We start from the raw sequence: 22177 nt of genomic DNA on the forward strand, positions 1-22177 counted from the left end.
TGGTAGAGGACGAACGCCTTCTTCCCGGCAGATGAGGGGCGGACCCGCCATCCTCCCCGCTATACCCTTCCGGTATGCCCCGGGGTCGCCGGCACCCGACATCTCACGCAAACCGCCGGATGCCCGCGAGCGGCGGGAGGACCACCACCTCGCCGTCGACCTCAACCACCGGCTGCAGGCGGCCAGTATCCACGCGGCGAAGGATGGGCGAGAGGAAGTCCCGGCCCTTCGCGTGGTTGACCGTGACACCGGGGGAGAGCGGGTTTGCGGCCGGCATCACGACGAGGTCCTTCCCGCCCACAACGCCCTCGCCGTAGAGGAAACAGGGGAACCGGGCCATATCGATCTCGATCGCCGGGTGGTCGTGGCCGATGACGAGCGTCCCGTGGTCCCCGACCGGCCGGTCGCCGTGGACCACCGTGTAGCCGCCGCGGTCGTAGCGCTCGACCGTCCCCCCCGCGACCGCGGGGAGCATCGTATCGTGCGATCCCCGGACGAGGACGACCTCGCACTCCGCCCGGAGGGTCGCAAGGACCGCCGCAAACGTCTCGCGTGCGGCCCGGCTCACCCGGTCGAAGGCGTGGAAGATGTCCCCGTCGAGGACGAAGACCGCCGGGTTGAACCGGTCGAGGACCGCCCCGAACCGCTCAAGCAGCGTCTCCTCTTCATGGAGGGGGAAGTGGAGCCCCTGCTGGTAGAGCGTCTCCGCAAGCCCGATATGGACGTCGGAGACGACACAGAGGTTGATCTCCCGGACGTAGAGAGCGCTCTTATAGAACCCGAACCGGCGGAGGAGGTCGGCCTCGGCAACCGCGCTCATGCCGCCGCCCCGCTCTCGATGCTGCTCAGCACCCGCCGCTGGAACTCGCGGAGCATCGAGAGCCGGTCCTCCGCGTAGACCGCGTCGGAGACGCCGAGCGTCGCGATCCCGAACGCCAGCGGGCTCGGGGACGCGGTCCGGGTCAGGACGACCGCGATCTCCCCGGCGCCGATCCCCCTGACGATCCGCCGGATGTTCTCAACCTCGAACCGGTCCTCGATCACCTCGCGGTAGGTCTCCCGCATCACGGCAAACCCCGGGAGGCGCTTTGCAAACGCAATCAGCATATCGGCGCTCACCTGCTGGCGGCGGGCGCTCCTCTTTTTACCCATGTAGTTTTTCAGGATCATGAACGACCGGGCGGCGTTGATCCGGAAGACCCGTTTTTCGAGCTGGGTCCCCCCGACGGCCTCCTGTAAGACCTCCCGGCACTCGTCCGCCCGGATGGACCGGAGCAGGCGCACGGGGTCGGCCTTCTTCTCGAGCGGTATCGAGACCAGGAAACCGGTATCGCTGATCCCGACCGAGACGTTCGTCGTCACGTCCCGCGCGATCATGAAGGCGACGATCCGGGAGAACCCGTCGTTGAACCGCAGCCCGTAGTTGGTCATGAAGAAGTAGAGGCGGCGGCGGTTCTCGCGGTCGACCTGCTCCTCGACGACGATCCGGCCCGGCGTGGGGACGGCCCGCTCGCCCAGATAGCGGACCTGCTGCTCGAAGATCGCGCAGATGCTCCGGGCGCTGTTCTCGTCGATCGGGTAGTCGGCAAGGAGCGCGTCGACGAGGTCTTCTGTCCCCATCGTCTGCATCGCGCGAAGCATCTCCTCCTTGAACCGGAGGGTGTGGAGCCCGAGATCGAACGAGAGCGGGAGCTTCTCCGAGAACCAGCTCGGTATCGTCGGGCGGTCGTCGGTCGGGTCGACGTAGAGTTTCCCGCCCCGGCGGTAGGCGAACCGGTAGCGCCGCCCCCCAAGGACGAAGACGTCGCCCTTGTTCATCCGCTCCAGGTATTTCTCGTCCAGATTGCCGGCAAACGCCCCGTCCCGGGTGAGGACGTCGCAGGAGAACTCGTCCGGGATGGTCCCGGAGTTCAAGAAGTAGATCATCCGGGCGTTCCTCCCCCGCTTCCCTATCATCCCGGTCTTTGCGTCATGCCAGATCTTCGCGTAGATATGCCGCTCCTCAAGCCCCGCGTACTCTCCCGCGAGGTACTGGACGGCGCTCATGAGGTCGTCCTCCCCGAGGTTTCGGTAGCAGTAGGACCGGCGGAAGACCGCAAGCATCTCTCCGACCTGCCGCCTCCCCTCGAGCGCCATCCCGAAGACGTGTTGCGTAAGGACGTCGAGGCAGTTCTCCGGTATGTGGATCCGGTCCACAAACCCCCTCTGCCCCTCGCGGAGCATCACCGCGCACTCAACGAGCTCGTCGTGGTCGAGGACGACAATCCGCCCTTTCACCACCTCGCCGAGGCGGTGCCCGGCACGCCCGATCCGCTGGAGGAGCGCCGCCACGGACTTTGGGGACCCGACCTGGAGGACGAGGTCGACGTGGGGCATATCGACCCCGAGTTCGAGCGACGTCGATGTCGTCACCACCTTCACCTGCCCGGTCTTGAGTTTCTCCTCGACGGCGAGCCTCCCCTCCGTCCCCATCGAGCCGTGATGGCACCCTGTGTTCTCCTCGGTGTAGTCCCCGGGGTAGCGGACCCGGAGGTTGTGGAGGATCCGCTCGGCGCCGTTTCGGGTGTTCGTGAAGATGAGCGTGTTGTCGTGTCCGGCGACGAGGCGGTGGATCGTCGCATAGAGATGCCGCGAGAGGTCTTCGGGGGTGGTGTCGGCGAGATCGGGGACGGGGCAGATGAGGGAGAGGTCAAACTCCCGGGCGAACCGGGTATCGACGATCGAGACCTCGCGCCCGGCGCCGGCGAGGAACCGGCCGACCTCATCGAGGGGCTCGATCGTCGCCGAGCACCCGATCCGCGCAAACCCGCCGCCGGCCTCCTTCACCAGGTCTTCGAGGCGTTCGAGGCTCACCGAGAGGTGGACGCCGCGTTTCGAACCCGCGAGGGAGTGAATCTCGTCGACGACGACCCACCGGACCGTCCGGAGGCTCTCGCGGAACTTCGGGGAGTTTAAGAGGATCCCGAGGGTTTCGGGGGTGATGTTGAGGATATGTGGCGGTCGTCTCGCCATCTTCGCCTTCTCTGCCCGTGGCGTGTCCCCGTGGCGGACGGCATGCCGGATCGGGGTGTGCCGGACCCCCCGCTCCCGGGCGATCTCCTCGATACCATCGAGCGGCAGGCTGAGGTTTTTGTGGATGTCGTTTGCAAGCGACCTGAGCGGCGATATGTAGAGGCAGTAGACACTGTCTTCAAGCCCCCCGTTCCGTGCGCGGACCACGAGGTCGTCGATGATCGCGAGGAACGCCGCGAGGGTCTTCCCCGACCCGGTCGGGGAGCAGATGAGGACGTTCTTCCCCTCGTGGATGAGCGGGACCGCCATCCTCTGCGGCGGCGTGAACCGCCCCTCCAGTTGTCGTCTGCACCACTCCCGCACGTTCTCGTCGAGGAGACCGGCGATCTCCGCGTCAGGACGCCCTTCCTGCCCTGCCATCTTCCGTCACCCGCTGTTATCCTCCGGGCCCCGCCGTGCGCCCTCCCGCACGGCGATGCGGGGGGCGGCAGGCCCGCGCTATCCCTGATCCGCTCCGGATGGAGGGGTATTTATCGACATCGGCGATCCGGAGGGGCGTAACTGAGAGATAATGCCCAGAAAGAGAGTTCGGGCAGTATTTCCGCTCTCGTTACGATCGGAACGCCATGCTGGATTTGGTATGTTTTGCGATCATCTGTGATAGTCTTTTCTCCGGGCGATGTGACTGTGGGAGACGGACCAGGTGATAGCTACGGGTTTTCCACCGGCATTCTGGTCATCGGGGCAAGGTGGCTGCGATCTTTGGCCACGGCAGCCGCCCGTTCCGGGCAGCGGGGAAGATCCTATCGGGTATGACTTTCCATCAATGCCCCACCCTCCCCTCGGACCCCGGCGGCCCCCGGAATCGCCCACATACCGGCGCCTTTGGGATATTCTAATGTATGATCTCGTGAAACCTATCAGAGGAACTACGATGACAGATCACCCGGTTAAGAACATGATGCGGCTGATGGCGACCAAGATCAGGACCATCGCGGACGTGATGTCCGATGACCAGATCGATGCGCTCCTCGACGAGATCCTGAACGCAAACCGCATCTACACCATGGGCGCCGGGCGCTCCGGCCTGGTTGCAAAATCGTTTGCCATGCGCCTGATGCATCTCGGGCTCTCGGCGTTCGTCGTCGGGGAGACCGTGACCCCGGCCATGAAACCGGGAGACGCCATTATCGTCTTCTCCGGGTCCGGCGCGACCAAGACGGTTGCAGATATCTCCGAGACCGCAAAGGAGATCGGCGGGCGGGTCTGCCTCATCACCTCGAAGAAAGACTCCCGCATCGGGCGTATCGCCGACTGCGTCGTCATCATCGAGAGCCAGCGGGACAAGGTGGCCGACGAGTCGGCGGAGTTCGAGATCCGGCAGATGATGGGCGAACACAAATCGTTTGCCCCGCTCGGCACCATCTTCGAGACGACCGCCATGGTCTTTGCGGATGCAATCATATCCCGGCTCATGGAGATCACCCAGTGCCGGCCCGAGGACCTCCAGTGCCGGCACGCGAACATCGAGTGAGGAATGGTATGAGCAAGCACAGGTATGCCGGCCGGGTCCGGTCGGTGGAGATGTCGGGGATCCGGAAACTCTTCGACGCCGGGGGGCCGGATGCGATCAACCTCGGCATCGGGCAGCCGGACTTCGATACGCCCGACCACATCAAAGAGGCGGCGATTGCCGCCATCAGGGCGGGAAAGACGGGGTATACCCCGAACGCCGGGATCCCTGAACTCCGGGAGGCGATCTGCGACAAGTTCGCCCGGGAGAACGGCCTTTCGTACCGGCCGGAGCAGATCCTCGTCACGGCGGGGGGGAGCGAGGCGCTCCACCTCGTCATGGAGGCGCTCGTGGACCCGGGCGACCGCGTCCTCTTCACGGACCCGGGGTTCGTCTCCTACGCCGCCCTTGCAACGTTCGCCGGCGGGCGGCCTGAGGGTGTCTCGCTTGACGCGACCCTGCACATCGACGTCGAGCGGGCGAAGGAGCAGCTGGACGGGGCGCGGGTCTTTGTCCTGAACACCCCGGGAAACCCGACGGGCGCCGTCGAGAGCGAGGAGTCGGTCCGCGCTCTTGTTGAGTATGCAAACGACCGGGGTGTCACCGTCGTCGCCGACGAGGTCTACGAGCACTTCGTCTACGAGAAAAAACACGTCAGCGCGGCCCGGTTCGGCGAGGACGTCATCACCGTCAACGCCGCGAGCAAGACCTACGCTATGACCGGCTGGCGGGTCGGCTACCTTGCGGCGCCGGAGGACTACATCCCCGAGTGCCTCAAGGTGCACCAGTACGCCCAGGCGTGCGCGACCTCGGTATCGCAGTATGCCGCGCTCGCCGCGTACACCGGCGACCAGAGCGCGGTTCCGGCGATGCGGGAGGAGTACCGCGCACGGCGGGACCTCCTGTATGCGGGGCTCACGGGCCTCGGCTTTGATTTCCCCCGGCCGGAAGGCGCGTTCTATATGTTTGTCCCGATGGGCCGAACCCTTATCCGGCGGGCCATCGAATCTGGTGTCATCATCGTGCCCGGCGAGGCGTTCGGCACGCGGGCACCCGACTACGCACGCTTCAGCTACGCGACCGCCCGGGAGAACCTCTCGCGGGCGGTCGGGAGGATTGGGGCGCTGATGGAGTGAGTTGAGCATGGTCAAAGAGTTACTCAGGAAGTTATCGGACGCCCACGGCGTCACGAGCAGGGAAGGGAGCATCCGGGATATCGTCAGGGCGGAACTCGCCGGGGTGGTCGACGAGATCCGCGAGGACACGATGGGGAACCTGATCGCCACGAAGCGCGGCGACGACTTCTCCATCATGCTCGCCGCCCACATGGACGAGATCGGCCTGATGGTCCAGTACATCGACGAGAAGGGGTTCATCCGGGTCGTCCCTCTCGGCGGATGGTTCGGGCCGGTGCTCTACTGCCAGCGGGTGGTCCTGCACGGGACGAAGGGGCCGGTGATGGGTGTCATCGGCGCGAAACCCCCGCACGTGATGAAGGAAGAGGAGCGCAAGAAGGAGATCAAGATCGAGGATATGTTCATCGACGTGGGCGCGGTCTCCGGGGAGGAGGTGGCGAACCTCGGCATCGAGATCGGGACCCCGATCACCATCGACCGCGAGTACACGGAGCTTGCGGGCAACCGCGTCACCGGAAAGGCGCTCGACAACCGGGTCGGCGTCGCGATGCTCATCCGGGCGCTGCAGCAGGTGAAGTCGCCGCACACGATCTACGCCGTCTTCACGGTCCAGGAGGAGCTGGGGCTGAAAGGGGCGAAGGTGAGCGCCTACTCCTTGAACCCCGACTGCGCGATCGCGACCGACGTCACCATCCCCGGCGACCACCCGGGGATCGAGAGGAAGGACGCGAGCGTCGAGATGGGCAAGGGCCCGGTCCTCGTCCTCGTCAGCGCGAGCGGGCGCGGGCTGATGGCCGATCCGAGGATGACCGCGTGGCTCAGGGAGACCGCGGAGAAGAACAACATCCCCTGCCAGCTCGAGGTCGGGACCGGCGGCAACACCGACGCGACGATCATCCACCTCGAGCGGGGCGGCATCCCGAGCATCCCGTTCTCGATCGCGACCCGCTACATCCACTCGCCGGTCGAGGTGGTCGATATTGCCGACCTCGAGGCGGGCGTCCGGCTCCTTGTCGAGGCGCTGAAGGGTAAGCCCGCGCTCTGATGGGGCGGGAGAGACCCTCATTTTTAACCGGGACGCCGGTAGCGCCCCCGTGCTGCCTGTGCCGGCGCGGGAGAGACGGCGTGTGCTCCCGGGACAGACTGCAGAAGAATAGGAGTGCCCGAGAGAACGATCCTGATCCCGGGTGCATTCCGGTCGGTGGTGCAGTGTTTTCCTTGTTTACGGACCTTTGACCGTTCTGGCCCGCAAACCCGCTGCACCATGGTGATGTGCCTCCAGGTTGACCCCCCTCTCAGGCAAAACACCCCATAGCTCTGAAAGGATATAGTTTTTGTTTTACCATTACCATGACCATTACTCCGGGCCCATCTTCCCGTGCGGCGCATCGTGGCCGCCCGGATTCGCCTCACTCCTCGACGACGATGACCGTTACCGGGCACGCGTCGGCGGCCTCGACCGCGCAGTCGGCAAGGTCGTCGGGCACCTCGCCCTCTGCGGGGTTGTCGTTGACCCGGTACTGTTCCGTGACCGAGCTCAGGTCGTCGGCGGGGTCCTGTTCGAAGATGTCCGGGCAGAGCGTCCAGCAAGACTCGCAGCTGATGCATCCCGGCCTGTCGATGGTAACCTTCACCACTCTCGATACCTCCGTCTCTCTTCCGGGAAGGGGTTCCCATGCCTTAAACGTGACGGCCCGGCGGCCCTCGCGGGGAGGAGGGCGGGCAAGGTATATCGCCCGCCCGGCCAAACAAGAGAGGATCTGTCTATGCGGGAGATTGCCTGGATAACCCTCATCTTCGCCGGGCTCCTCGAGACCGGCTGGGCGCTCGGCCTGCGGTATACCGAAGGGTTCACGAGGGTGGGGCCGTCGGTCGTGACCCTTGCCGTGATGGCCGGGAGCGTCTACCTCCTCTCGCGGTCGCTCGCGAGCCTCCCGCTCGGGACGGCGTATGCCGTCTGGACGGGTATCGGGGCGGTCGGGACGGTCATCGCCGGGATCGTCCTCTTCGGCGAGTCACGGAGCGTCGTCCGCCTCCTCTGCATCCTCCTGATCGTCTCGGGGATCGTGGGGCTGAAACTCTGCCCGGATGCGTGAGGCGAAGGGCTCGTGCCGAAGAGGACGCTGTTTCGCGGTGCTTGAACTCCGCTCATCGCACCGAAACGGTGCGCTTGCTTTGCTCGCCCTTCGGGATGCCCGGGGAGCGCCGTGCTGTATCCAGCCGGCCCGGCACCGAAGCGCTGGGCGGGCGGCGCCCGGGAACGGCCCGGAGGACCTCGTTTGAGGTGCGGCAGTCCGCTCCGGCAAGGGGGCGCGGGCGGCGCCTCTCGATCAGGCGCGGCGTGAATCCCCTGCCGGCAGCCTTATCTACAGCCCGCCGGACATAGACCGCGATGCCGGGCGGAACAAAGCGGGCGGAAGGGTTGAGCCTCTCTGCCGCGATAGCGTTTGCGGTGGGGAACATGATCGGGGCCGGGGTCTTTGTCCTGAGCGGCCTCATCATCGCCATCGCCGGCCCCTCGGCGGTGATCTCCTACCTTCTCTGCGGTCTCGTCGTCGCCTTTTCGGGTCTATCCTATGCGGCGCTCGCGAGCATCTACCCCGAGGACGGGGGCGGGTACCTCTACGCGCGGCGCATCCTCGGCTCGTACCCCGGGTTTCTCGCGGGCTTTGCGATGTACGTCAGCATCACGATCGCCACAGCCTTTGTCCTCCTGGGGTTCGGGATCTATGCAAACCTGCTGGCGGGAACGGATCTTGACCCGCGTTACGCCGCCCTTGCCGCCCTCGCGCTGCTTGCGGCGCTCAACCTCAGGGGGGCCGCGGAGGCGGGACGGCTTGAGATCGGTCTCGTCGCCGCGAAGGTGGCGATCCTCGCCGGCCTGATCCTGGTCGGGCTCGCCCACGTTCAGGCCTCCGATTTCTCGCCGTTCCTCCCCGGCGGCGTGGGCGGCATGCTCCGGGGGGTGACGATGATCTTTTTTGCCTACATCGGGTTTCAGGTTGTGGCTATGATGGGCGGCGAGGTGAAGAGTTCTGCAAGGAGCGTACCGCTCGCCACCCTTGCGTCCATCGGTATCGTGGCGCTGATATACACGGGGGTTATCGTTGCACTGCTCGCGGCGCGGCTCCCCTCGTATGGGGGCGAGAGCGTCTTTGACGCATCGGTCGTCTACCTCGGACCCGCCGGCGGGGTTGTCGTCGCTCTCGCGGCGCTCTTCTCGACGCTCTCGGCCGCGAACGCAAACATCCTCGGCGCCTCGCGGATCATCCTGGAGATGGCAAGCGAAGAGCAGATCCCCGGAAGGTTTGCCCGGATCCGGAACGGTCAGCCGGCGAGCTCCATCCTGCTCGGCGCCGGCCTTACAGCCCTCCTCATCCTCGCCGGGAACCTCTCGTTCATCGTGGAGCTGACCAACGTCACGATCCTTATAGCGATGATGCTCGTGAACGTCAGTGCGTTCATCCTGGCAAGGCGCAGGACGCTGGTCTCACCGGGGAAGAGTCTCTTTGCTATCCCGTTCGGGCCCCTCTTTCCGCTGCTGGGCGCCGCATCCTGCGCGGCGATTCTTGTCACCCTCGCACCGCCGGTCCTCGGGCTCGGCATCGCCATCCTGCTGGCAGGCTCAATCTTCCTCCTCATCGAGGACGTCCCGGAAAGGGAGCTGATCGTCCGGGAGATACGCCTCCTGCTCCGCCGGCCTGTGGAGCGGGATGGCGAGGGCTGAAACCAGATGCGTTGCCCGTCGGGGGTGGCCTTCCGGGACGGGCCAGACCTCGCTCTCCTGGGGTGAAGTCTCGCTCGCCACCTCGTTGAGCGACCGGGTATGCACCTGAAGCCGGACAGCGGTTAAGATCCGGGGCACACCTCGTCGTCCAGGGCTCGAAGGAACGCGACGAGGAACGCGTGCCTCCCTTCGGCGATGCCCCGGGCGGTCTCGGTATACATCCGGCCCCTGAGGTTGAGGAGTTTTGCCCGGATATGGCCGGCCGCGTCCGGGATACCGCCGCCTCGTTCCCCGGCCTGCAGAAATGTCCTCGCGATCCCGACCGCGCCCATCGCGTCCAGGTTGTCCGCGTCCGAGAGCACCCGGGCCTCCAGGGTCTCGGGGGCTATCCCCGAACTGTACCGGTGCGCCCTGACGGCGTGGACGACGCCCGCGATGCAGTCCGCCGGGTAGTGGATGGACCGGAGGAAGGCCTCCGCCATCCGTGCTCCCGCTTCTTCGTGGGGGACGCCCGTCTCCTCCTCGAGGGGCCGGGCGATGTCGTGGAAGAGGGCTGCCGGGATGAGGACCGCCATCTCCGCACCTTCGCGGGCGCCGATCTCTTCGCAGAGGCGCACGACCCGCGCCGTATGGTCAAATCCGTGAGCCCCTGATTCATGGAGCGCTGCTCTCACGTGCTCAAGCATCAGGGCCGTCTCTTCATCCATGCGGGATAGCTCTCGCCCGGTCGGGGGAAAACGGTTCTGTTTCTGAACGCCCGGTCTCCCGGTGCCCGGGGAGAGGAAACGCACGCTACGTCCCGGCGATCCCGTTCCGGTTCGCGGGCGGCATGAACGGGGTCCGCTCCCGGGCAGGCCTCCGGGCCGGACGACGACACTATCCCCGCGGCCGAAACGTCCGGGACGGGCACCGCCCGGCATCCCGGTCGGCGGGAACGGGGCCGTTGATGCTGCATTCCCCGTCGGCCGCGGTCTTCTTCGTGTAGAGGGTGCAGTCGCTGCAGGTCGGCATACCGGCCTCTTTCCCGCCCGGGAGGATATAGGTTTTCTATCGCCTGCACGTACGGCTCCTGCCGGGTGCGGCCCGGCGATGTCCGGGGGTCGTCCCGCCCCCCCCTTCGCGTGGCCGGTGGCGATGCGGTGCAGGAGGGGCTCCTTCGGGAGGTCCACCGGCAGCTGACCTGCAGCCGGCCGGCGGGGTCGAGGACCCGCCGACGTCGCCGGTGTGGCGGCCGCAGAAGGTCGGATCCAGGGGGTATGAAGGTTCCCGGGCACCGTTACCGATAGATCTTGCTCCGGTGCCCGGCCTCCAGCACGAGGATCAGGAGGCGGGCGATGACGTCGTTGTAGGACTCTTTTGGGTGCCGTTTCAGGGCTGCGAGGCGGCTTTTGTTCTCGGGGGTGATCCAGGCTGTGGTGGAGGACATGTTAATCCCTATAGGTTGTTGTAGGGCCTGATACCACTGATCAGGCGGTCCCGCCCACCACTCCGGCGCACGCCGTCCTGCATCCTGGGACCAGGGGCGTGCATGGATACCGGTCTTGCCGGATCTTATCCTGCTCCCGGCACGACCTGTGCATACGAGGAGACGAACGGGTCTGATAGTTACATGGCGAATATCACTGCGTGAAGGCTGACGGCGCCCTCTTCCCGGATATGGGCCCGCAACGTGCCGTTGCATCCCGTATCCTTTTCCCGGCACGGGATTCCGTGCATGGCAGTAAAGGCTAAATGTTCCGGAACCCAGGGGCAACCTGTCGAGGGACGTGGAGGATATGCGAAGAATTGGAGTCTGCGGCGCTGCCATGTATGCCGTCGGAATGCTTCTCGTTGCAGTGGCGTGTGCAGGTGGGTATCCGGGCATTGCCGATGCACGGGATACAGGCATGGTTGAGACTCAGGCAGAGCAGTCGGCCGCCGGGTCAGGCACCGTTACGCTTCCGGATGCCGGTCCCACGGCGAACTCCTCTAGCAACGGCACTACGGTCGTGTATTTCCCTGCAGGCTGGATCAGTGACCTTCGAAATGCGACACAAAATGCAGACGTCGGGTTTGACTCAGACTACGGTGGGAGTAGCAGCGATATAAAGTATCTAAATAATCTCACTGCCGCTCTTGATCCCTATGAACATATCAGACTGCGAGAAGGATACAAGATCGAAGGATACTGGGTATCTAGCTATTTACAGGCGTCTATCACCCCGTTTGTCGTAGAAGAAAACGTAACCGCTCTGCCAATGGCAAACCGGACCCAGCTCCTGCCGGAGGGAGCAGATGAGAATATCTCGCGGTATCTCGAGGGGGATGACTCGCCCGAGTCGTACCTCGAAGCATCAGTGTTTCTCAGGGAACTGTATGCGATCGGTGCGTGGTGGCATGCAAAGATCGGATGGCCTCAGCAGACCGTTCTCGAATCCCCGGAGATGCCGAGTGTAGCCATAAACTCGACGCATGCGACGGTGACGATATACACAGAAGAGCTCTACTGCGGCTACCGGACGGTGGCCCGGTATACCGATACGTACTCGAGGATGAATTACGAAGTCTCAACAACAGAATGGACGACGATATCGCAGGAAGCGGACCAAAGGTGGCCTTGCTATTGAGTATGCTGGACCGGGGCCCGCACTTTGTCTCCCCATCGAAGGCCCCAGGATACCTGATGAGGAATGCACGCCGGGCCGCCTTATCTCTGCGGGGCCCGCGGTCTGCGGCGCAGGGGGTCTTCCCGCGCCGCCCCGAGGGCCCGGCGGTCAGTCGGGTCCGGTCGTTGCCCGTCGCCGGTGTCGTACAAGATAGTTTGTGCGACATGAAACCCCACTTCGTGTCGCACAAAAGTTGTTGTGGGTCATAGGTGTCGCACAACCGCTCTCCAGGATATAACTGTGTATACCGGATCGGGGTTTTGATATACGCAAACCGGTTTGTGGATACCAGAATACTCACAAACGGCCTCCCTCGGTGATGGCAGGCAGGCGCGGGAGGCATACACGCTCGCTCTTCGTCCCGGCCCTCTCTGCAATACCTGGATGACGTCGTTCTCCTCCAGGCCCTTGAGAATCTTCGCCCCGCTTACCTTCGGGATTGCCGAGCGCTCGTAAAACTCAGCTGAACTGAAGATCGGCGCCCCGAAGAGCGCATCAAGCACGGCGATCGCATGCTGCGACCGGGTCACCTCCGGCACTGCCTGCTGCGAGGCCGGGCAGGCAGCCGCGGTAGAGGCCGATCCTGTCCATGACAATCCCCTGGCCGTCTTTCCGAAAGGCGGTTCCGGTCCGTGCCTGACGGCGGCGGGAACCTGCCGGCTCCTCCCCGGCCCAAATAACAACCCTCATCCCTCCTCCGCCCCTAATCTCTCACCAGGAGAGATTACCGGATGTCCCCCGCCGTCCTGTACCGCCGGTTGCCCGGAGAGGGCCTCCCCCGGTTCATTGCCGAATTCCGGAAAGCCGCCGCCCGCGACCCGTTCGGCACCGTCTTCGTCGTCCCGACGTCCCACCTTGCCCGGGAAATCGTCCGCCGCCTCGGAAAGGAGGGTTCCCCGCTCATCGCCGACGCGGTCACCACCCTCCCCGGCCTCGCCCGGAAGGTCTTTCTCGACCACACAGCGGCGGAGACGCTGATCCCAAAGATCGGGTCCCGGCTCATCATCGACCGGCTGCTCGCCGCGGGCGATTACCCGCTCATCGCCCGGGCCGGGGCCGTCGACGAACTCGCGACCCTCTTTGCCGTCCTCATCACGCGGAAGGTCGACTACCCGGCCGCCCTCGGCGACCTTGCGAGCGCGAAAAGCGCCGAGATCGGCCGCCTCTTTGCCGCCTACCTCCGGTTCCTCGACGAGCACCGCCTCGTCGACGAGAGCACCCTCCTCGCCCGGGCAACCCGGCTGCTCACCGGCTCGGATGAGTTCCGGACGGTCTACGTCTACGGGCTCTTTGAGCCGGTGCCGCTCGAACGCGACCTCCTCCTCGCCCTCCGCGAGTCCGCAGAGGAGTTCCACTACGCGATACCTTACGCGGCAAACCCGGCGGTCTTTGCGGACGAGGGCCTGTGGCTCCACCCGGACGCGGTCGTTGAGGACGAACGCACCTCAGCGGTCGCCGGCCTCTTCTCCCGCCGGGAGATGGGGGGCGGAGGGGAGGGGATCCGGCTCGCCGAACGGCGGGACCGGCTCGACGAGGTCCGGGCGATCGCGCAGGAGATCCGGGACCTCGCCGCCGCCGGGGTCCGGCCGGGGGAGATCGTCGTCGCGTTCCCCGACCTCGCGTCGGCGGTGCCGTACGTCGAAGAGGTCTTCCCCGACTTCGCTGTCCCCTACGCCGCGTCTGGCGGCCGGCCGCTGGCCGCATCGCCCCTCGTCCAGGCGCTTCTTTTGGTCCTCGCCGTCCCGGCCTGCGGCTACCGGCGATCCGACGTCGTCGCCCTCGCGACCTCCCCCTACCTGCCGTTTACCCGGGGATCCGAACTTGACTTCCTCTCCCGGGAGGCCCGGATCACCGCCGGCGCGGACGCCTGGGACGAGCGGCTCGCGGCGCTCGCCCGCGCCCTCGAGGACGAGCTGGCAGGACCGGATCCCGCGAAAGACCGGCTCACCGCAGAGATCGCATCCGTCATGGCGGCCCGGGAACAGATCCGCCGGCTCTTCGCCGACCTTGCAACCCTCGAAGGGACGAAGACAATCCAGGAACACCTCGCCGCATACCGCTCACTCCTCGATACGTGGCGGGCCCCGGCGATGCCCGCGGAGGGCGACCCCCGGGTGCTGGAGGAGGAGGCACGGGACCTTGCCGGGTTCATGAGAGCCCTCGCAATGCTTGAGGAACTCGCCCAGTTCTTCCCCAACGAGGAGGTGGCGCTCCCGGAGTTCTTCTCCCTCCTTTCCGCCCACGTCGCCGGGGCCCGGACCGGCCGGAGACGGAACGCAGACGCCGTCCAGGTGATCGGCGTCCGGGAGGCCGCCCACCTCGCCGTCCCGTACCTCTTCATCGGCGACCTCGTCGAGGGCACGATGCCGCGGCTGACCACCCGGCTCCCGTTCGCCACCGACCTCGAGACCCGGCGCCTTCAGACGCGCTCAAAGAGCGACATCCTCCGGGAGGAGCGCTACCACTTCATCGCGGCGCTCCTTGCCGCCCGCTCCCGGGTCTACCTCAGCTACCCCGCGGCTGACGGAGGAACACCGCTCGTCCGTTCGGGGTTCGTGGACGCCGTCCGGGAGGCCTTCTCCCCGGAGACGTGGGGGGGCGACGGTTTTCCGGCATCCCGGCTCTCGGCGGCGCGGCGGGCCGGCGCCCTCCTCGCCCGGGGGGAGGCTGCGAGCCCGCCCGTTCTCACGGCAGCCGAAGCCGTCCGCCGTCTCAATATTGAGAACTACCACCGGAAGGGCGGCTACGACTCGCCTTACGACGGCCTGATCGGGAGCGACCCGGCCCTCGCCGAACGGTTCGGCGAAGAGGCCGTCTTCTCGGTGACGGCGCTCGAGACCTACGCGGACTGCCCGTTCCGGTTCTACCTGGAGCGGGTCCTCGGACTTGCGCCGCTCCCCCCGGCCGACCCCGGCCTGACGGGCGAGGAGCGGGGGAGTCTCGTCCACCGGATCGCCTGCCGGTTCTACGCCGGGTGGAGACGGGACGGCAACGGGGCGGTCACCGAAGCGTCGTACCCGGACGCCCTCCGGCGGATCCTCACAACCGGTCGGGAAGAGGCGGACCGGTTCACCTTCACAAGCCCGTCCTGGGTTGCCGGGAAGGAGCACCTCCTCGGATCACCCGCGGCCGGCCCGGGGCTGCTTGAGCGGTTCCTCCGGCACGAGGCGGCGGTCGTGGGCTCCGGCCTCATCCCGCAGGCCTTCGAGGTCTCGTTCGGCCTCCCGGTGACGGCGGGGGAGGCCGACCCCGCGTCGGTGCCCGACGCGGTCGCGATAGCGCTCGGCTGCGGGACCCTCCGCCTGCGGGGCAGGATCGACCGGATCGACCTCCTGCCCGGCGGGCGGTTCGTGGTCACCGATTACAAGACCGGGAGCCAGCGCCCCACGCTCGGGGAGGTCGTCGCGGGGAGAGCGCTCCAGCTGCCCCTCTACATCCGGGCGGTCGAGACCCTGACCGGGATGCAGGGGATCGCCGGCACCTGCTACACCCTCCGGCGCGGGAAGGTCCAGAACCGGCCGGTCTTCTGGGACGCGGGCCTGCAGGACTGTTTCACCTGCTTCCCGGGCTCGCGGCAGAGCGGCGTCGGGGACGTCCGGGAACTCGTCGAGGCCTCGCTCGCCCGGGTGAAGGAGCACCTCGCCGGGATACGCGGCGGGCGCTTCCCGCCCCGGTCGGACGCCGGCCCCTGCCCGGGGTACTGTGGGTTTAAGACGGTCTGCCGGTTCGACAGTCTAAGGCTGCTTGCCGCGGGCGGGGAGGTGAACGCCGATGGGACTGACTGAACGCCAGGCGCGGGCCGCCCTCGACCACACGAAGAGCAAATGCGTCACCGCCGGGGCCGGGACGGGAAAGACGCACGTCCTGGTCCAGAAGTACATCAGCCTCCTTGAGGGCGGCGTCAGTGTCGGGAGCATCCTCGCCCTGACCTTCACCGAGAAGGCGGCCGGCGAGATGAAGGTCCGGGTCCGCCGGGCCCTCGCGGAGAAGGAGGGCGAGCGGTGGGACGCGATCCGCGACGAGTTTCTCTGGGCGAAGGTCTCGACCTTCCATGCCTTCTGCGCCTCCGTCCTCCGCGAGTTCCCCGTCGAGGCCGATGTCGGGCCCGGTTTTGCCGTCCTCAACGAGCGGGAGGCCGCCCGGCTCCGGGAGGAGGCGGCCGAAGGCCTTATCCACGGCGAGCCGCCGGAGGAGGACCGGGCGGCGGTGATCGGCGCCCTCCGGGCGGTCGGGGCCTACGAGTTGAAGAACTACCTCGAACGGCTGTATGCCCGGCGCGATGTTGCGGAGCCCTTCTTTGCCGCGCTCGCGAACGACGAGGAGGCGTTGATCGGCGCCTGGCAGGCGGCCGTAGAGCAGCGGAAGGAGGCGGCGGCCGCTGCTATCCTTGCCCGTGCCGGCCCCTCCATCGAGACGCTCCGGGACCTTGCCGCCCGCTACCCCGGCAACCGGGACCCGGGCGAGGAGTATCTCCGGGCCGTCGAGTCCTGCCTCACCGGTGAGAACGTGGTCGCGGCACTCGCCGGAGTTCACAAAGGCGGGGGGTTCCGGGCGAACATGGGGCAAAAGAAGAACTGGGCGGGAAACGACCTCGAGCGCCTCCGGGCGGCCTACCGGGTCCTCGACGGGTGCTTCAAAGAGCAGGCCTGGGCGCTCTCGCCTGCCGTCGACCCGGACGACCCCTTCACCCGGGCGACGCTTGCGTTCCTCCGCGACCTCGGTGCGGTCTACCGCGCCTTCATCCGGGCGGTGGAGGCGCAGAAGCGGCGGCAGAACGCGCTTGACTTCGACGACCTGGTCAACCGGACCCGCCGGCTCTTCTGCGACCACGAGGAGGTCGCGGCCCACTTCCGCGACCGGTTCCGGTTCGTCCTGGTCGACGAGTTCCAGGACACCGATCCCGTCCAGATCGCCGTCATCCACGCGATCCTCGGCCGGGAGCCGGGGAACCTCTTCATCGTCGGCGACCCGAAACAGTCCATCTACCTCTTCCGGGAGGCCGACGTGACGCAGTTTTCGCACGCCCGCGACCTGATCGAGCAGGACCTCGGCGGCGAGGCGGTCCCGCTCGACGTCAACTTCCGGAGCACGCCCGAGATCGTCGAGTTCACGAACGCCGTCTTCGGCGCCCTGATGGTGGAGTGCAGCGAGCCCTGGGAGTTCCCGTACGAACCGCTGCGGGCGAACCGGAGCGAAGATACAGGCTCGGTCGAGGTCCTCCTCTCCCCGAAGGTCAAGGACCGGCAGGCCGGCCGCCGAGCCGAAGCGGACCTGGTCGCCAGAAAGATCCGGGCCCTCGTCGAGGGAGGAGAGAAACCCGTCCGCCGGGACGGGGAGGTCCGGCCGGCGGGTTACGGCGACGTTGCCGTCCTCCTCGAGCGGCGGACGAACCTTGCCTACTACGAGTGGGCGCTCGAGCGCTACGGCGTCCCCTACCGCGTCCACGCGGGCCTCGGGTTCTACGGACGCCAGGAGGTCTACGACCTCTACAACATCCTCCGGTTCCTCGTAAACGACCATGACGACGTGGCGCTCTACGGGGTGCTGCGGTCGCCCTACTTCGGGTTCTCCGACGCCCGGCTCTTCGCCATCGCCCGGGCGGGGGCCACCCTCTTCGACCGCCTGCGGGCGGACGGGGGGCCGGACGCCGCGGCGGCAGTGCGGCTCCTCTCCTCCTGGCTCTCCTACGCCCGGAGGCTCCCCCCCGCCCGCCTCATCCGCCGGATCGTCGACGAGTCGGGCATCTTCGTCGTCTTCGGCGGGATGACCGGGGGCGAGCAGGCGGCCGCGAACGTCGAGAAGGTCATCGCCGTCGCGCGGGATGCCGCCTTTCCCACGCTCGCCGGGTTCGTTGAGGAGCTCGGGCGCTGCATCGACGACGGAGAGCGGGAGGGCGACGCTCACCTCGATATCGAGAACGCAGACGCGGTCGCGATCATGACGATCCACGCCGCAAAGGGGCTCGAGTTCCCCGTCGTCGTCGTCCCCGACCTCGCCGAGACGCCGCGGGCCGGCGGGGCGACCATCATGGTCGGGGACGGGCTGCTCCTCGGAGTTAAGATACCGAACCCGGCAGGCGATTACGAGCGCGAGGAGACGCCCGTCCTCCAGGTTCTCAAGGCAGAATATCGGCAGAAAGAGGAGGCGGAGCAGAAACGGCTCTTCTACGTCGCGGTGACCCGGGCGCGGGACCACCTGGTCCTCTGCGGGGTGAGACCGGATGAGGTCCCGGAGGCCCTTCGCGCCGCAAAGACCCGGATGGACTGGCTTGCGCACTGCCTCGGGCTCTCCGAAGAGGCCTGTGCCCGGGGGGAAACCGTCCTTGGGGCGCTCCGGATCCCGCTCACCCTCGACCCGGCAGCGATCCCGGTCGATGTGGAGGAAGCCGCCCCGGTCTGCATCCCGCCGCCGGATGATGATGCAGTGGCAGAAATGTCGGCGCCCCCTCTCCCGGCAGGTGAGGAGGAGCACGTCTACTCGGCGAGCGAACTCGAGGAGTACCTCCGCTGTCCGGCGGAGTATGGGCGCCGCTCCCGGCTGCCGCGGATCGCCGCCGGCGGAGACCCGGCGACCCGGGGCCTCGTCGTCCACGAGGTCTTCCGCGGCCGGGATCCCACGGCGGTGCTGCGGCGGTACGGTATGGACGCGGGCCGGGCGGCGGAGTACCGGGGACTCTACGAGCGGTTCCGTGCGTCGCCCCTGATGCAGGGGATCACCCGCGACCATTGCGAGGTGCCGTTCCTTGCGCGGGTACACGGCGTTCCGTTCAAGGGGGTCATCGACCGGCTGGTGCAGCGACCGGACGGGGCCTGGATCCTGGTCGACTACAAGACCGGGACACCGGGGGGTGTCGAGGACTACGCGCTCCAGATGACGGTCTACCACCACGCCGCCGCCCGGATACTCGGCCGGCCGGTGACGCCGTACCTCTACTTCGTCGACGCCGACCGCTGGGTGGAGGCCGCAATCGACGAGGAGCAGGTCTTTGCTACGATCGAGCAGGCGGTTCGGGGGATCGAGGAGGGGGGTTGACGGCGGGAGTGCCGGGAACGAGCCGGATCGCAGGCACGGCGGCACCCCTGCGTACGACCTCCGATTCTTCCACCAAGGGAGGCGCAGGGGGGAGGAGGGAACTCCGTGTGGGGGTGAACGGTCCCGTTCAGGACCGGCAGTTCGTGTGACCCGTCCCCTCACTGGACGCAATATCGGCATGTACCCGTTTGGTTGGAATCCGACGCCGGCAGGGCCACACTCCCGGAACACGGATCGGTGCCACGTATACTATATAATATGAGAATCCAAACGTTCATAGGCCCCTATGTCGTGCGAGCTCACCGAAGAAACTCTCTTTATTCTCAATCTGCTCTACAAAAGGAGATGTGTAAACATAGATAAAGGATATCATTCGGAACTGTTGTGCAAATTATACGGCAATAAATTTTCCGCCAGGGAATATCTCTCGTGCAAAGAAGCAATAAAAATACTGCTCAACGAAGGATACATTACAAAAATCAGGAAAAAGAAAGACAAATACTATCTTTCGGACATGAATAAAGCGATCCAGACACTGGTATGCCACGGATACATTACCCTTGACGGCCTGTAGCGCCTGGCCACAGGGCCAATACAAAATATTTTTATCACAGGCGATAACAAAAGTTATCACCATACAATACGTATGCATTGTCGCCGCGGTAGAGCGACTCCATGAAATGATTGATTAAAATCTAAAGATGTGAAAGGTATGACTCGTCCCTTTGAAGGAGTGTTTGGGAACACCTGTGAATTACGACTTCTTGAATTCCTGTTGCCACTCTATGACATAAAGTTCAACGTCACCGAACTCTCGGAAGAAGCAGGCGTAAGCCGGGTCACGGCCGGGAGGGTGGTTAAGAAGTTTGTCGAATGGGGGATCCTCATCGCCACCAATGACCGGATCCCCAAATACTCTATTAATCCGGCGTCTCCGATCGTCCGGTCACTTGAGATCATGAACAATGCGTTGATCGGTCGGATGCTGGGTGACGAAAAGGTCCAGGAAATCCGGGACTATCTCCGGGAGCATGCGCCTGCAGCCGATCCCCGGGATAGGGAAACATCAACCGAAGAGGAATGGAAGACCTTCCCGGTGGAACCGATGGTGTCGGGGGGTCACGGCTGGGGTGCCGGTGACGGGTGTTGCGCTGGCGAACCCGGTCTGGCATACCCCGTTTCTCCGTATGCAACGGCGGATCAATATGAGAAGGGATTTCCCGGATATATCCAGTAGGAGATAACATGTCGCAGGATGACTTCTTCAGAAAAGAGCTGGTCGCAGAATTGCGGCGTGTCGAACTGATGATGAGAAAGGAGGAGAAGGTAGAGAAGAAGATCTACTACTTCTCCGCAGCGTATGGGATCACCAGCCGGACGCTCAGATATTCGTTCACCGAAGACTATCTTCTGGCCGACTTTGTTCTGAACACCAGTTATAACGGGCTGATGGAACGGTTCAAACGCATTCGCTCGGGAGACTCAACGGTAGAACTTGAACCCGTTCATTTTGACCGCATCCAGAGCGGGCTGAAGGCGCTTGCAGATGCATTTGAATCGAAGACTTCGATTCTCGTTCCCCTTGAAGAGATCCTGACAGCGATGTATGCGACGACGGGTCCGGGTAATTATCTGCGCGAAAAAGGACTTTTGAGACTGTAATCCCATTTTTGTCCCGGGTTGTCCAGGCCGGTTCGCCCCCCGGGCACCGGCTTTCTGCCGCCGCCCCCGAAACCTCCCCGGTAACTGCCGAAAGGGAGAGAAGAGGCCGTTTCGGCATTCTTTTTTCCTCCGGGGTGAGATTCACGGGTTATGAGTGAACTCACGGCGGGCATGCCGGCGCCGGACTTCTGCCTCCCGGACGCGGACGAAGAGATGGTCTGCCTCGCTGACCTGCGGGGCGCCTACGCGGTCGTCTACTTCTACCCGAAGGACAACACGTCGGGGTGCACCCTCGAGGCCCGGTCCTTCTCCGACGCGACGGATGCGTTTGCCCGGGAGGGGGCGGCGGTCTTCAGCATCAGCCCGGATTCGACCCGGAGCCACAAGCGATTCGCCGAGAAGCATAACCTCTCCGTCCGCCTCCTCTCGGACCCCGATCGCCGGGCGATCGAGGCCTACGGCGCCTGGGTCCCGAAGAAGCTCTACGGGAGAGAGTATATGGGTGTCGAGCGGAGCACCTTCATCATCGATCCGGAGGGGAAGGTCGCCGCCATCTGGCGGAAGGTGAAGGTGAAGGGGCACATGGCCGCGGTGCTCGCGAAGTTCGAGAGTCTCACCGCAGGGGCCTGACGGGTCTTATTCCCCGTTCGGGGCAGGCGAGTTCGCAGGCGCGGCAGTGGTCGATCCGGCCTCTCCCCGCGGTCTTGTCGGCGTCCATCCGCGCCATGCACCGGTCCCGGCTATACCTGCCGGTGGAGAAGGCGTCCATCGGGCAGGCACGGGTGCAGGAGCCCTCGCACCCGGCGCAGGGGAGGTCGCCCTCCGGCAGGTCCCGGCCGGGAGCCTCCAGGTCCGCCCAGACCGCCCGGAACCGGACCCTCGGCCCGTAGCCGGGGACGAGGACCAGGTTGTTCCTCCCCATCCTCCCGATCTCCGCCATGCACGCCGCGTCCTTCAGGTAGATCCCGCCGTCCTGGAGCCGGTAGGGGATGACCCGGGCCCGGACCCCGTAGGTCTCCTCCAGCCAGCGGGCGAGGTCTCTCCCGATCCTCGCGAGGAGCCGGTCGCCGGGTGTCCCCCGGCCCTCCTCCCAGAGGTCGAGTTCGGGGTCTTTGGGGTCGTGGTAGAGGCCGAGGATGAGGTAGGTCCCCCGGTCGGTCTGCGAGCCACGCGCTCCGTCCGCGACCGCCGAGGGGCAGTCGATGAGCCTCGCTGCCGGGACGGCGCCCGCCACGTCCGTCCCGAGTGTGAGTGCTCGCCTGAGGGCGGTCTTGATCATCTCCCGGTCGTCGGGCATGGCTGAGAGTCTGGAAGCGGGAGGTGAAGAAGGAAGCGGTTGTTGAGTGTTCCGGAAAAATTATCGGGGCAGCCGGGCAGCCTGTTTGACCTCGTCAAACGTATTGTTCTCCGGTCACTCCAGGTACGGGACGATCGACTCCAGATCCCGGTA

Annotated in this window: 19 protein-coding genes; 12 read left to right on the top strand and 7 right to left on the bottom strand. The window is 65.7% G+C overall.

What is annotated here, in order from left to right:
- Positions 1-103 precede the first annotated feature (103 nt).
- Together QZ408_RS11335 and QZ408_RS11340 are read right to left on the bottom strand one after the other, a co-directional pair.
- A complete protein-coding gene (locus tag QZ408_RS11335) occupies positions 104-820 on the bottom strand; it encodes a metallophosphoesterase (RefSeq protein WP_292491638.1) in 717 nt (238 codons plus the stop codon).
- Positions 817-3432: an ATP-dependent helicase gene (locus tag QZ408_RS11340; RefSeq protein ID WP_292491639.1), complete on the bottom strand. Its 2616-nt coding sequence runs from the start codon at positions 3430-3432 to the stop codon at positions 817-819. The genes QZ408_RS11335 and QZ408_RS11340 overlap by 4 nt, the downstream gene beginning before the upstream one ends.
- A 514-nt stretch (positions 3433-3946) precedes the next feature.
- Between QZ408_RS11340 and hxlB the strand changes: the two genes are divergently transcribed.
- Genes hxlB through QZ408_RS11355 form a run of 3 tightly spaced genes read left to right on the top strand, consistent with a single transcriptional unit; the run spans position 3947 to position 6706 of the window.
- A complete protein-coding gene (gene hxlB / locus QZ408_RS11345) occupies positions 3947-4546 on the top strand; it encodes a 6-phospho-3-hexuloisomerase (RefSeq protein WP_292491640.1) in 600 nt (199 codons plus the stop codon).
- 8 nt (positions 4547-4554) lie between these two features.
- A complete protein-coding gene (locus QZ408_RS11350; protein ID WP_292491641.1) occupies positions 4555-5661 on the top strand; it encodes a pyridoxal phosphate-dependent aminotransferase in 1107 nt (368 codons plus the stop codon).
- Between the two features lie 7 nt (positions 5662-5668).
- The gene (locus QZ408_RS11355) at positions 5669-6706 is read left to right on the top strand and encodes a M42 family metallopeptidase (protein WP_292491642.1); all 1038 of its coding nucleotides are present in this window, start codon (positions 5669-5671) and stop codon (positions 6704-6706) included.
- Positions 6707-7070: 364 nt separating this feature from the next.
- Here the strand turns inward: QZ408_RS11355 and QZ408_RS11360 are convergent, their stop codons facing one another.
- The gene (locus tag QZ408_RS11360) at positions 7071-7298 is read right to left on the bottom strand and encodes a ferredoxin (protein WP_292491643.1); all 228 of its coding nucleotides are present in this window, start codon (positions 7296-7298) and stop codon (positions 7071-7073) included.
- Between the two features lie 129 nt (positions 7299-7427).
- Between QZ408_RS11360 and sugE the strand changes: the two genes are divergently transcribed.
- Positions 7428-7757 carry a quaternary ammonium compound efflux SMR transporter SugE gene (gene sugE / locus QZ408_RS11365; RefSeq protein ID WP_292491645.1) on the top strand — a complete coding sequence of 110 codons (330 nt, stop codon included), beginning with the start codon at positions 7428-7430 and terminating at the stop codon, positions 7755-7757.
- Between the two features lie 296 nt (positions 7758-8053).
- Entirely contained in the window at positions 8054-9388 is a 1335-nt protein-coding gene (locus QZ408_RS11370) for an APC family permease (RefSeq protein ID WP_292491646.1), read from the top strand.
- A gap of 122 nt (positions 9389-9510) precedes the next feature.
- Here QZ408_RS11370 and QZ408_RS11375 read toward each other — a convergent pair whose 3' ends face one another.
- The 3 genes from QZ408_RS11375 to QZ408_RS11385 all read right to left on the bottom strand — a co-directional run bounded on the left by QZ408_RS11375 (position 9511) and on the right by QZ408_RS11385 (position 10814).
- The gene (locus QZ408_RS11375; protein ID WP_292491647.1) at positions 9511-10095 is read right to left on the bottom strand and encodes an HD domain-containing protein; all 585 of its coding nucleotides are present in this window, start codon (positions 10093-10095) and stop codon (positions 9511-9513) included.
- Between the two features lie 169 nt (positions 10096-10264).
- Positions 10265-10399, bottom strand: coding sequence for a hypothetical protein (locus QZ408_RS11380; RefSeq protein WP_292491648.1), 135 nt, complete (start codon positions 10397-10399; stop codon positions 10265-10267).
- Positions 10400-10664: 265 nt separating this feature from the next.
- Positions 10665-10814, bottom strand: a complete 150-nt coding sequence (locus QZ408_RS11385) for a hypothetical protein (RefSeq protein ID WP_292491649.1) — start codon at positions 10812-10814, stop codon at positions 10665-10667.
- Between the two features lie 349 nt (positions 10815-11163).
- Here QZ408_RS11385 and QZ408_RS11390 point away from each other — a divergent pair, with 349 nt between their 5' ends.
- From QZ408_RS11390 to QZ408_RS11420, 7 genes are all read left to right on the top strand, one after another.
- Positions 11164-11994, top strand: a complete 831-nt coding sequence (locus QZ408_RS11390) for a hypothetical protein (protein ID WP_292491650.1) — start codon at positions 11164-11166, stop codon at positions 11992-11994.
- A 770-nt stretch (positions 11995-12764) separates the two neighbouring features.
- Positions 12765-15818 carry a PD-(D/E)XK nuclease family protein gene (locus tag QZ408_RS11395; protein WP_292491651.1) on the top strand — a complete coding sequence of 1018 codons (3054 nt, stop codon included), beginning with the start codon at positions 12765-12767 and terminating at the stop codon, positions 15816-15818.
- The gene (locus QZ408_RS11400) at positions 15805-19065 is read left to right on the top strand and encodes a UvrD-helicase domain-containing protein (RefSeq protein ID WP_292491652.1); all 3261 of its coding nucleotides are present in this window, start codon (positions 15805-15807) and stop codon (positions 19063-19065) included. The genes QZ408_RS11395 and QZ408_RS11400 overlap by 14 nt, the downstream gene beginning before the upstream one ends.
- A gap of 286 nt (positions 19066-19351) precedes the next feature.
- The gene (locus QZ408_RS11405) at positions 19352-19639 is read left to right on the top strand and encodes a hypothetical protein (RefSeq protein ID WP_292491653.1); all 288 of its coding nucleotides are present in this window, start codon (positions 19352-19354) and stop codon (positions 19637-19639) included.
- A 138-nt stretch (positions 19640-19777) separates the two neighbouring features.
- Positions 19778-20302: an ArsR family transcriptional regulator gene (locus tag QZ408_RS11410; RefSeq protein WP_292491654.1), complete on the top strand. Its 525-nt coding sequence runs from the start codon at positions 19778-19780 to the stop codon at positions 20300-20302.
- Between the two features lie 8 nt (positions 20303-20310).
- A complete protein-coding gene (locus QZ408_RS11415; protein WP_292491656.1) occupies positions 20311-20727 on the top strand; it encodes a hypothetical protein in 417 nt (138 codons plus the stop codon).
- Positions 20728-20877: 150 nt separating this feature from the next.
- Positions 20878-21357, top strand: a complete 480-nt coding sequence (locus QZ408_RS11420) for a peroxiredoxin (RefSeq protein WP_292491657.1) — start codon at positions 20878-20880, stop codon at positions 21355-21357.
- Here the strand turns inward: QZ408_RS11420 and QZ408_RS11425 are convergent.
- The gene (locus QZ408_RS11425; RefSeq protein WP_292491658.1) at positions 21341-22024 is read right to left on the bottom strand and encodes a hypothetical protein; all 684 of its coding nucleotides are present in this window, start codon (positions 22022-22024) and stop codon (positions 21341-21343) included. The genes QZ408_RS11420 and QZ408_RS11425 overlap by 17 nt on opposite strands.
- Positions 22025-22177: the final 153 nt, after the last annotated feature.

This window comes from Methanoculleus sp. 10, from assembly GCF_913757945.1.
Taxonomy (GTDB): domain Archaea; phylum Halobacteriota; class Methanomicrobia; order Methanomicrobiales; family Methanoculleaceae; genus Methanoculleus.

Bases quoted from the DNA above. Each gene is read 5' to 3' on its own strand.
- QZ408_RS11395 (WP_292491651.1), top strand. From the start codon at position 12,765: ATGTCCCCCGCCGTCCTGTACCGCCGGTTGCCCGGAGAGGGCCTCCCC.
- QZ408_RS11390 (WP_292491650.1), top strand. From the start codon at position 11,164: ATGCGAAGAATTGGAGTCTGCGGCGCTGCCATGTATGCCGTCGGAATG.
- QZ408_RS11375 (WP_292491647.1), bottom strand. From the start codon at position 10,095: ATGGATGAAGAGACGGCCCTGATGCTTGAGCACGTGAGAGCAGCGCTC.
- QZ408_RS11415 (WP_292491656.1), top strand. From the start codon at position 20,311: ATGTCGCAGGATGACTTCTTCAGAAAAGAGCTGGTCGCAGAATTGCGG.
- QZ408_RS11340 (WP_292491639.1), bottom strand. From the start codon at position 3,432: ATGGCAGGGCAGGAAGGGCGTCCTGACGCGGAGATCGCCGGTCTCCTC.
- QZ408_RS11420 (WP_292491657.1), top strand. From the start codon at position 20,878: ATGAGTGAACTCACGGCGGGCATGCCGGCGCCGGACTTCTGCCTCCCG.
- QZ408_RS11380 (WP_292491648.1), bottom strand. From the start codon at position 10,399: ATGCCGACCTGCAGCGACTGCACCCTCTACACGAAGAAGACCGCGGCC.
- hxlB (WP_292491640.1), top strand. From the start codon at position 3,947: ATGACAGATCACCCGGTTAAGAACATGATGCGGCTGATGGCGACCAAG.
- QZ408_RS11400 (WP_292491652.1), top strand. From the start codon at position 15,805: ATGGGACTGACTGAACGCCAGGCGCGGGCCGCCCTCGACCACACGAAG.
- QZ408_RS11425 (WP_292491658.1), bottom strand. From the start codon at position 22,024: ATGCCCGACGACCGGGAGATGATCAAGACCGCCCTCAGGCGAGCACTC.
- QZ408_RS11410 (WP_292491654.1), top strand. From the start codon at position 19,778: ATGACTCGTCCCTTTGAAGGAGTGTTTGGGAACACCTGTGAATTACGA.
- QZ408_RS11405 (WP_292491653.1), top strand. From the start codon at position 19,352: ATGTCGTGCGAGCTCACCGAAGAAACTCTCTTTATTCTCAATCTGCTC.
- sugE (WP_292491645.1), top strand. From the start codon at position 7,428: ATGCGGGAGATTGCCTGGATAACCCTCATCTTCGCCGGGCTCCTCGAG.
- QZ408_RS11385 (WP_292491649.1), bottom strand. From the start codon at position 10,814: ATGTCCTCCACCACAGCCTGGATCACCCCCGAGAACAAAAGCCGCCTC.
- QZ408_RS11335 (WP_292491638.1), bottom strand. From the start codon at position 820: ATGAGCGCGGTTGCCGAGGCCGACCTCCTCCGCCGGTTCGGGTTCTAT.
- QZ408_RS11370 (WP_292491646.1), top strand. From the start codon at position 8,054: ATGCCGGGCGGAACAAAGCGGGCGGAAGGGTTGAGCCTCTCTGCCGCG.
- QZ408_RS11350 (WP_292491641.1), top strand. From the start codon at position 4,555: ATGAGCAAGCACAGGTATGCCGGCCGGGTCCGGTCGGTGGAGATGTCG.
- QZ408_RS11355 (WP_292491642.1), top strand. From the start codon at position 5,669: ATGGTCAAAGAGTTACTCAGGAAGTTATCGGACGCCCACGGCGTCACG.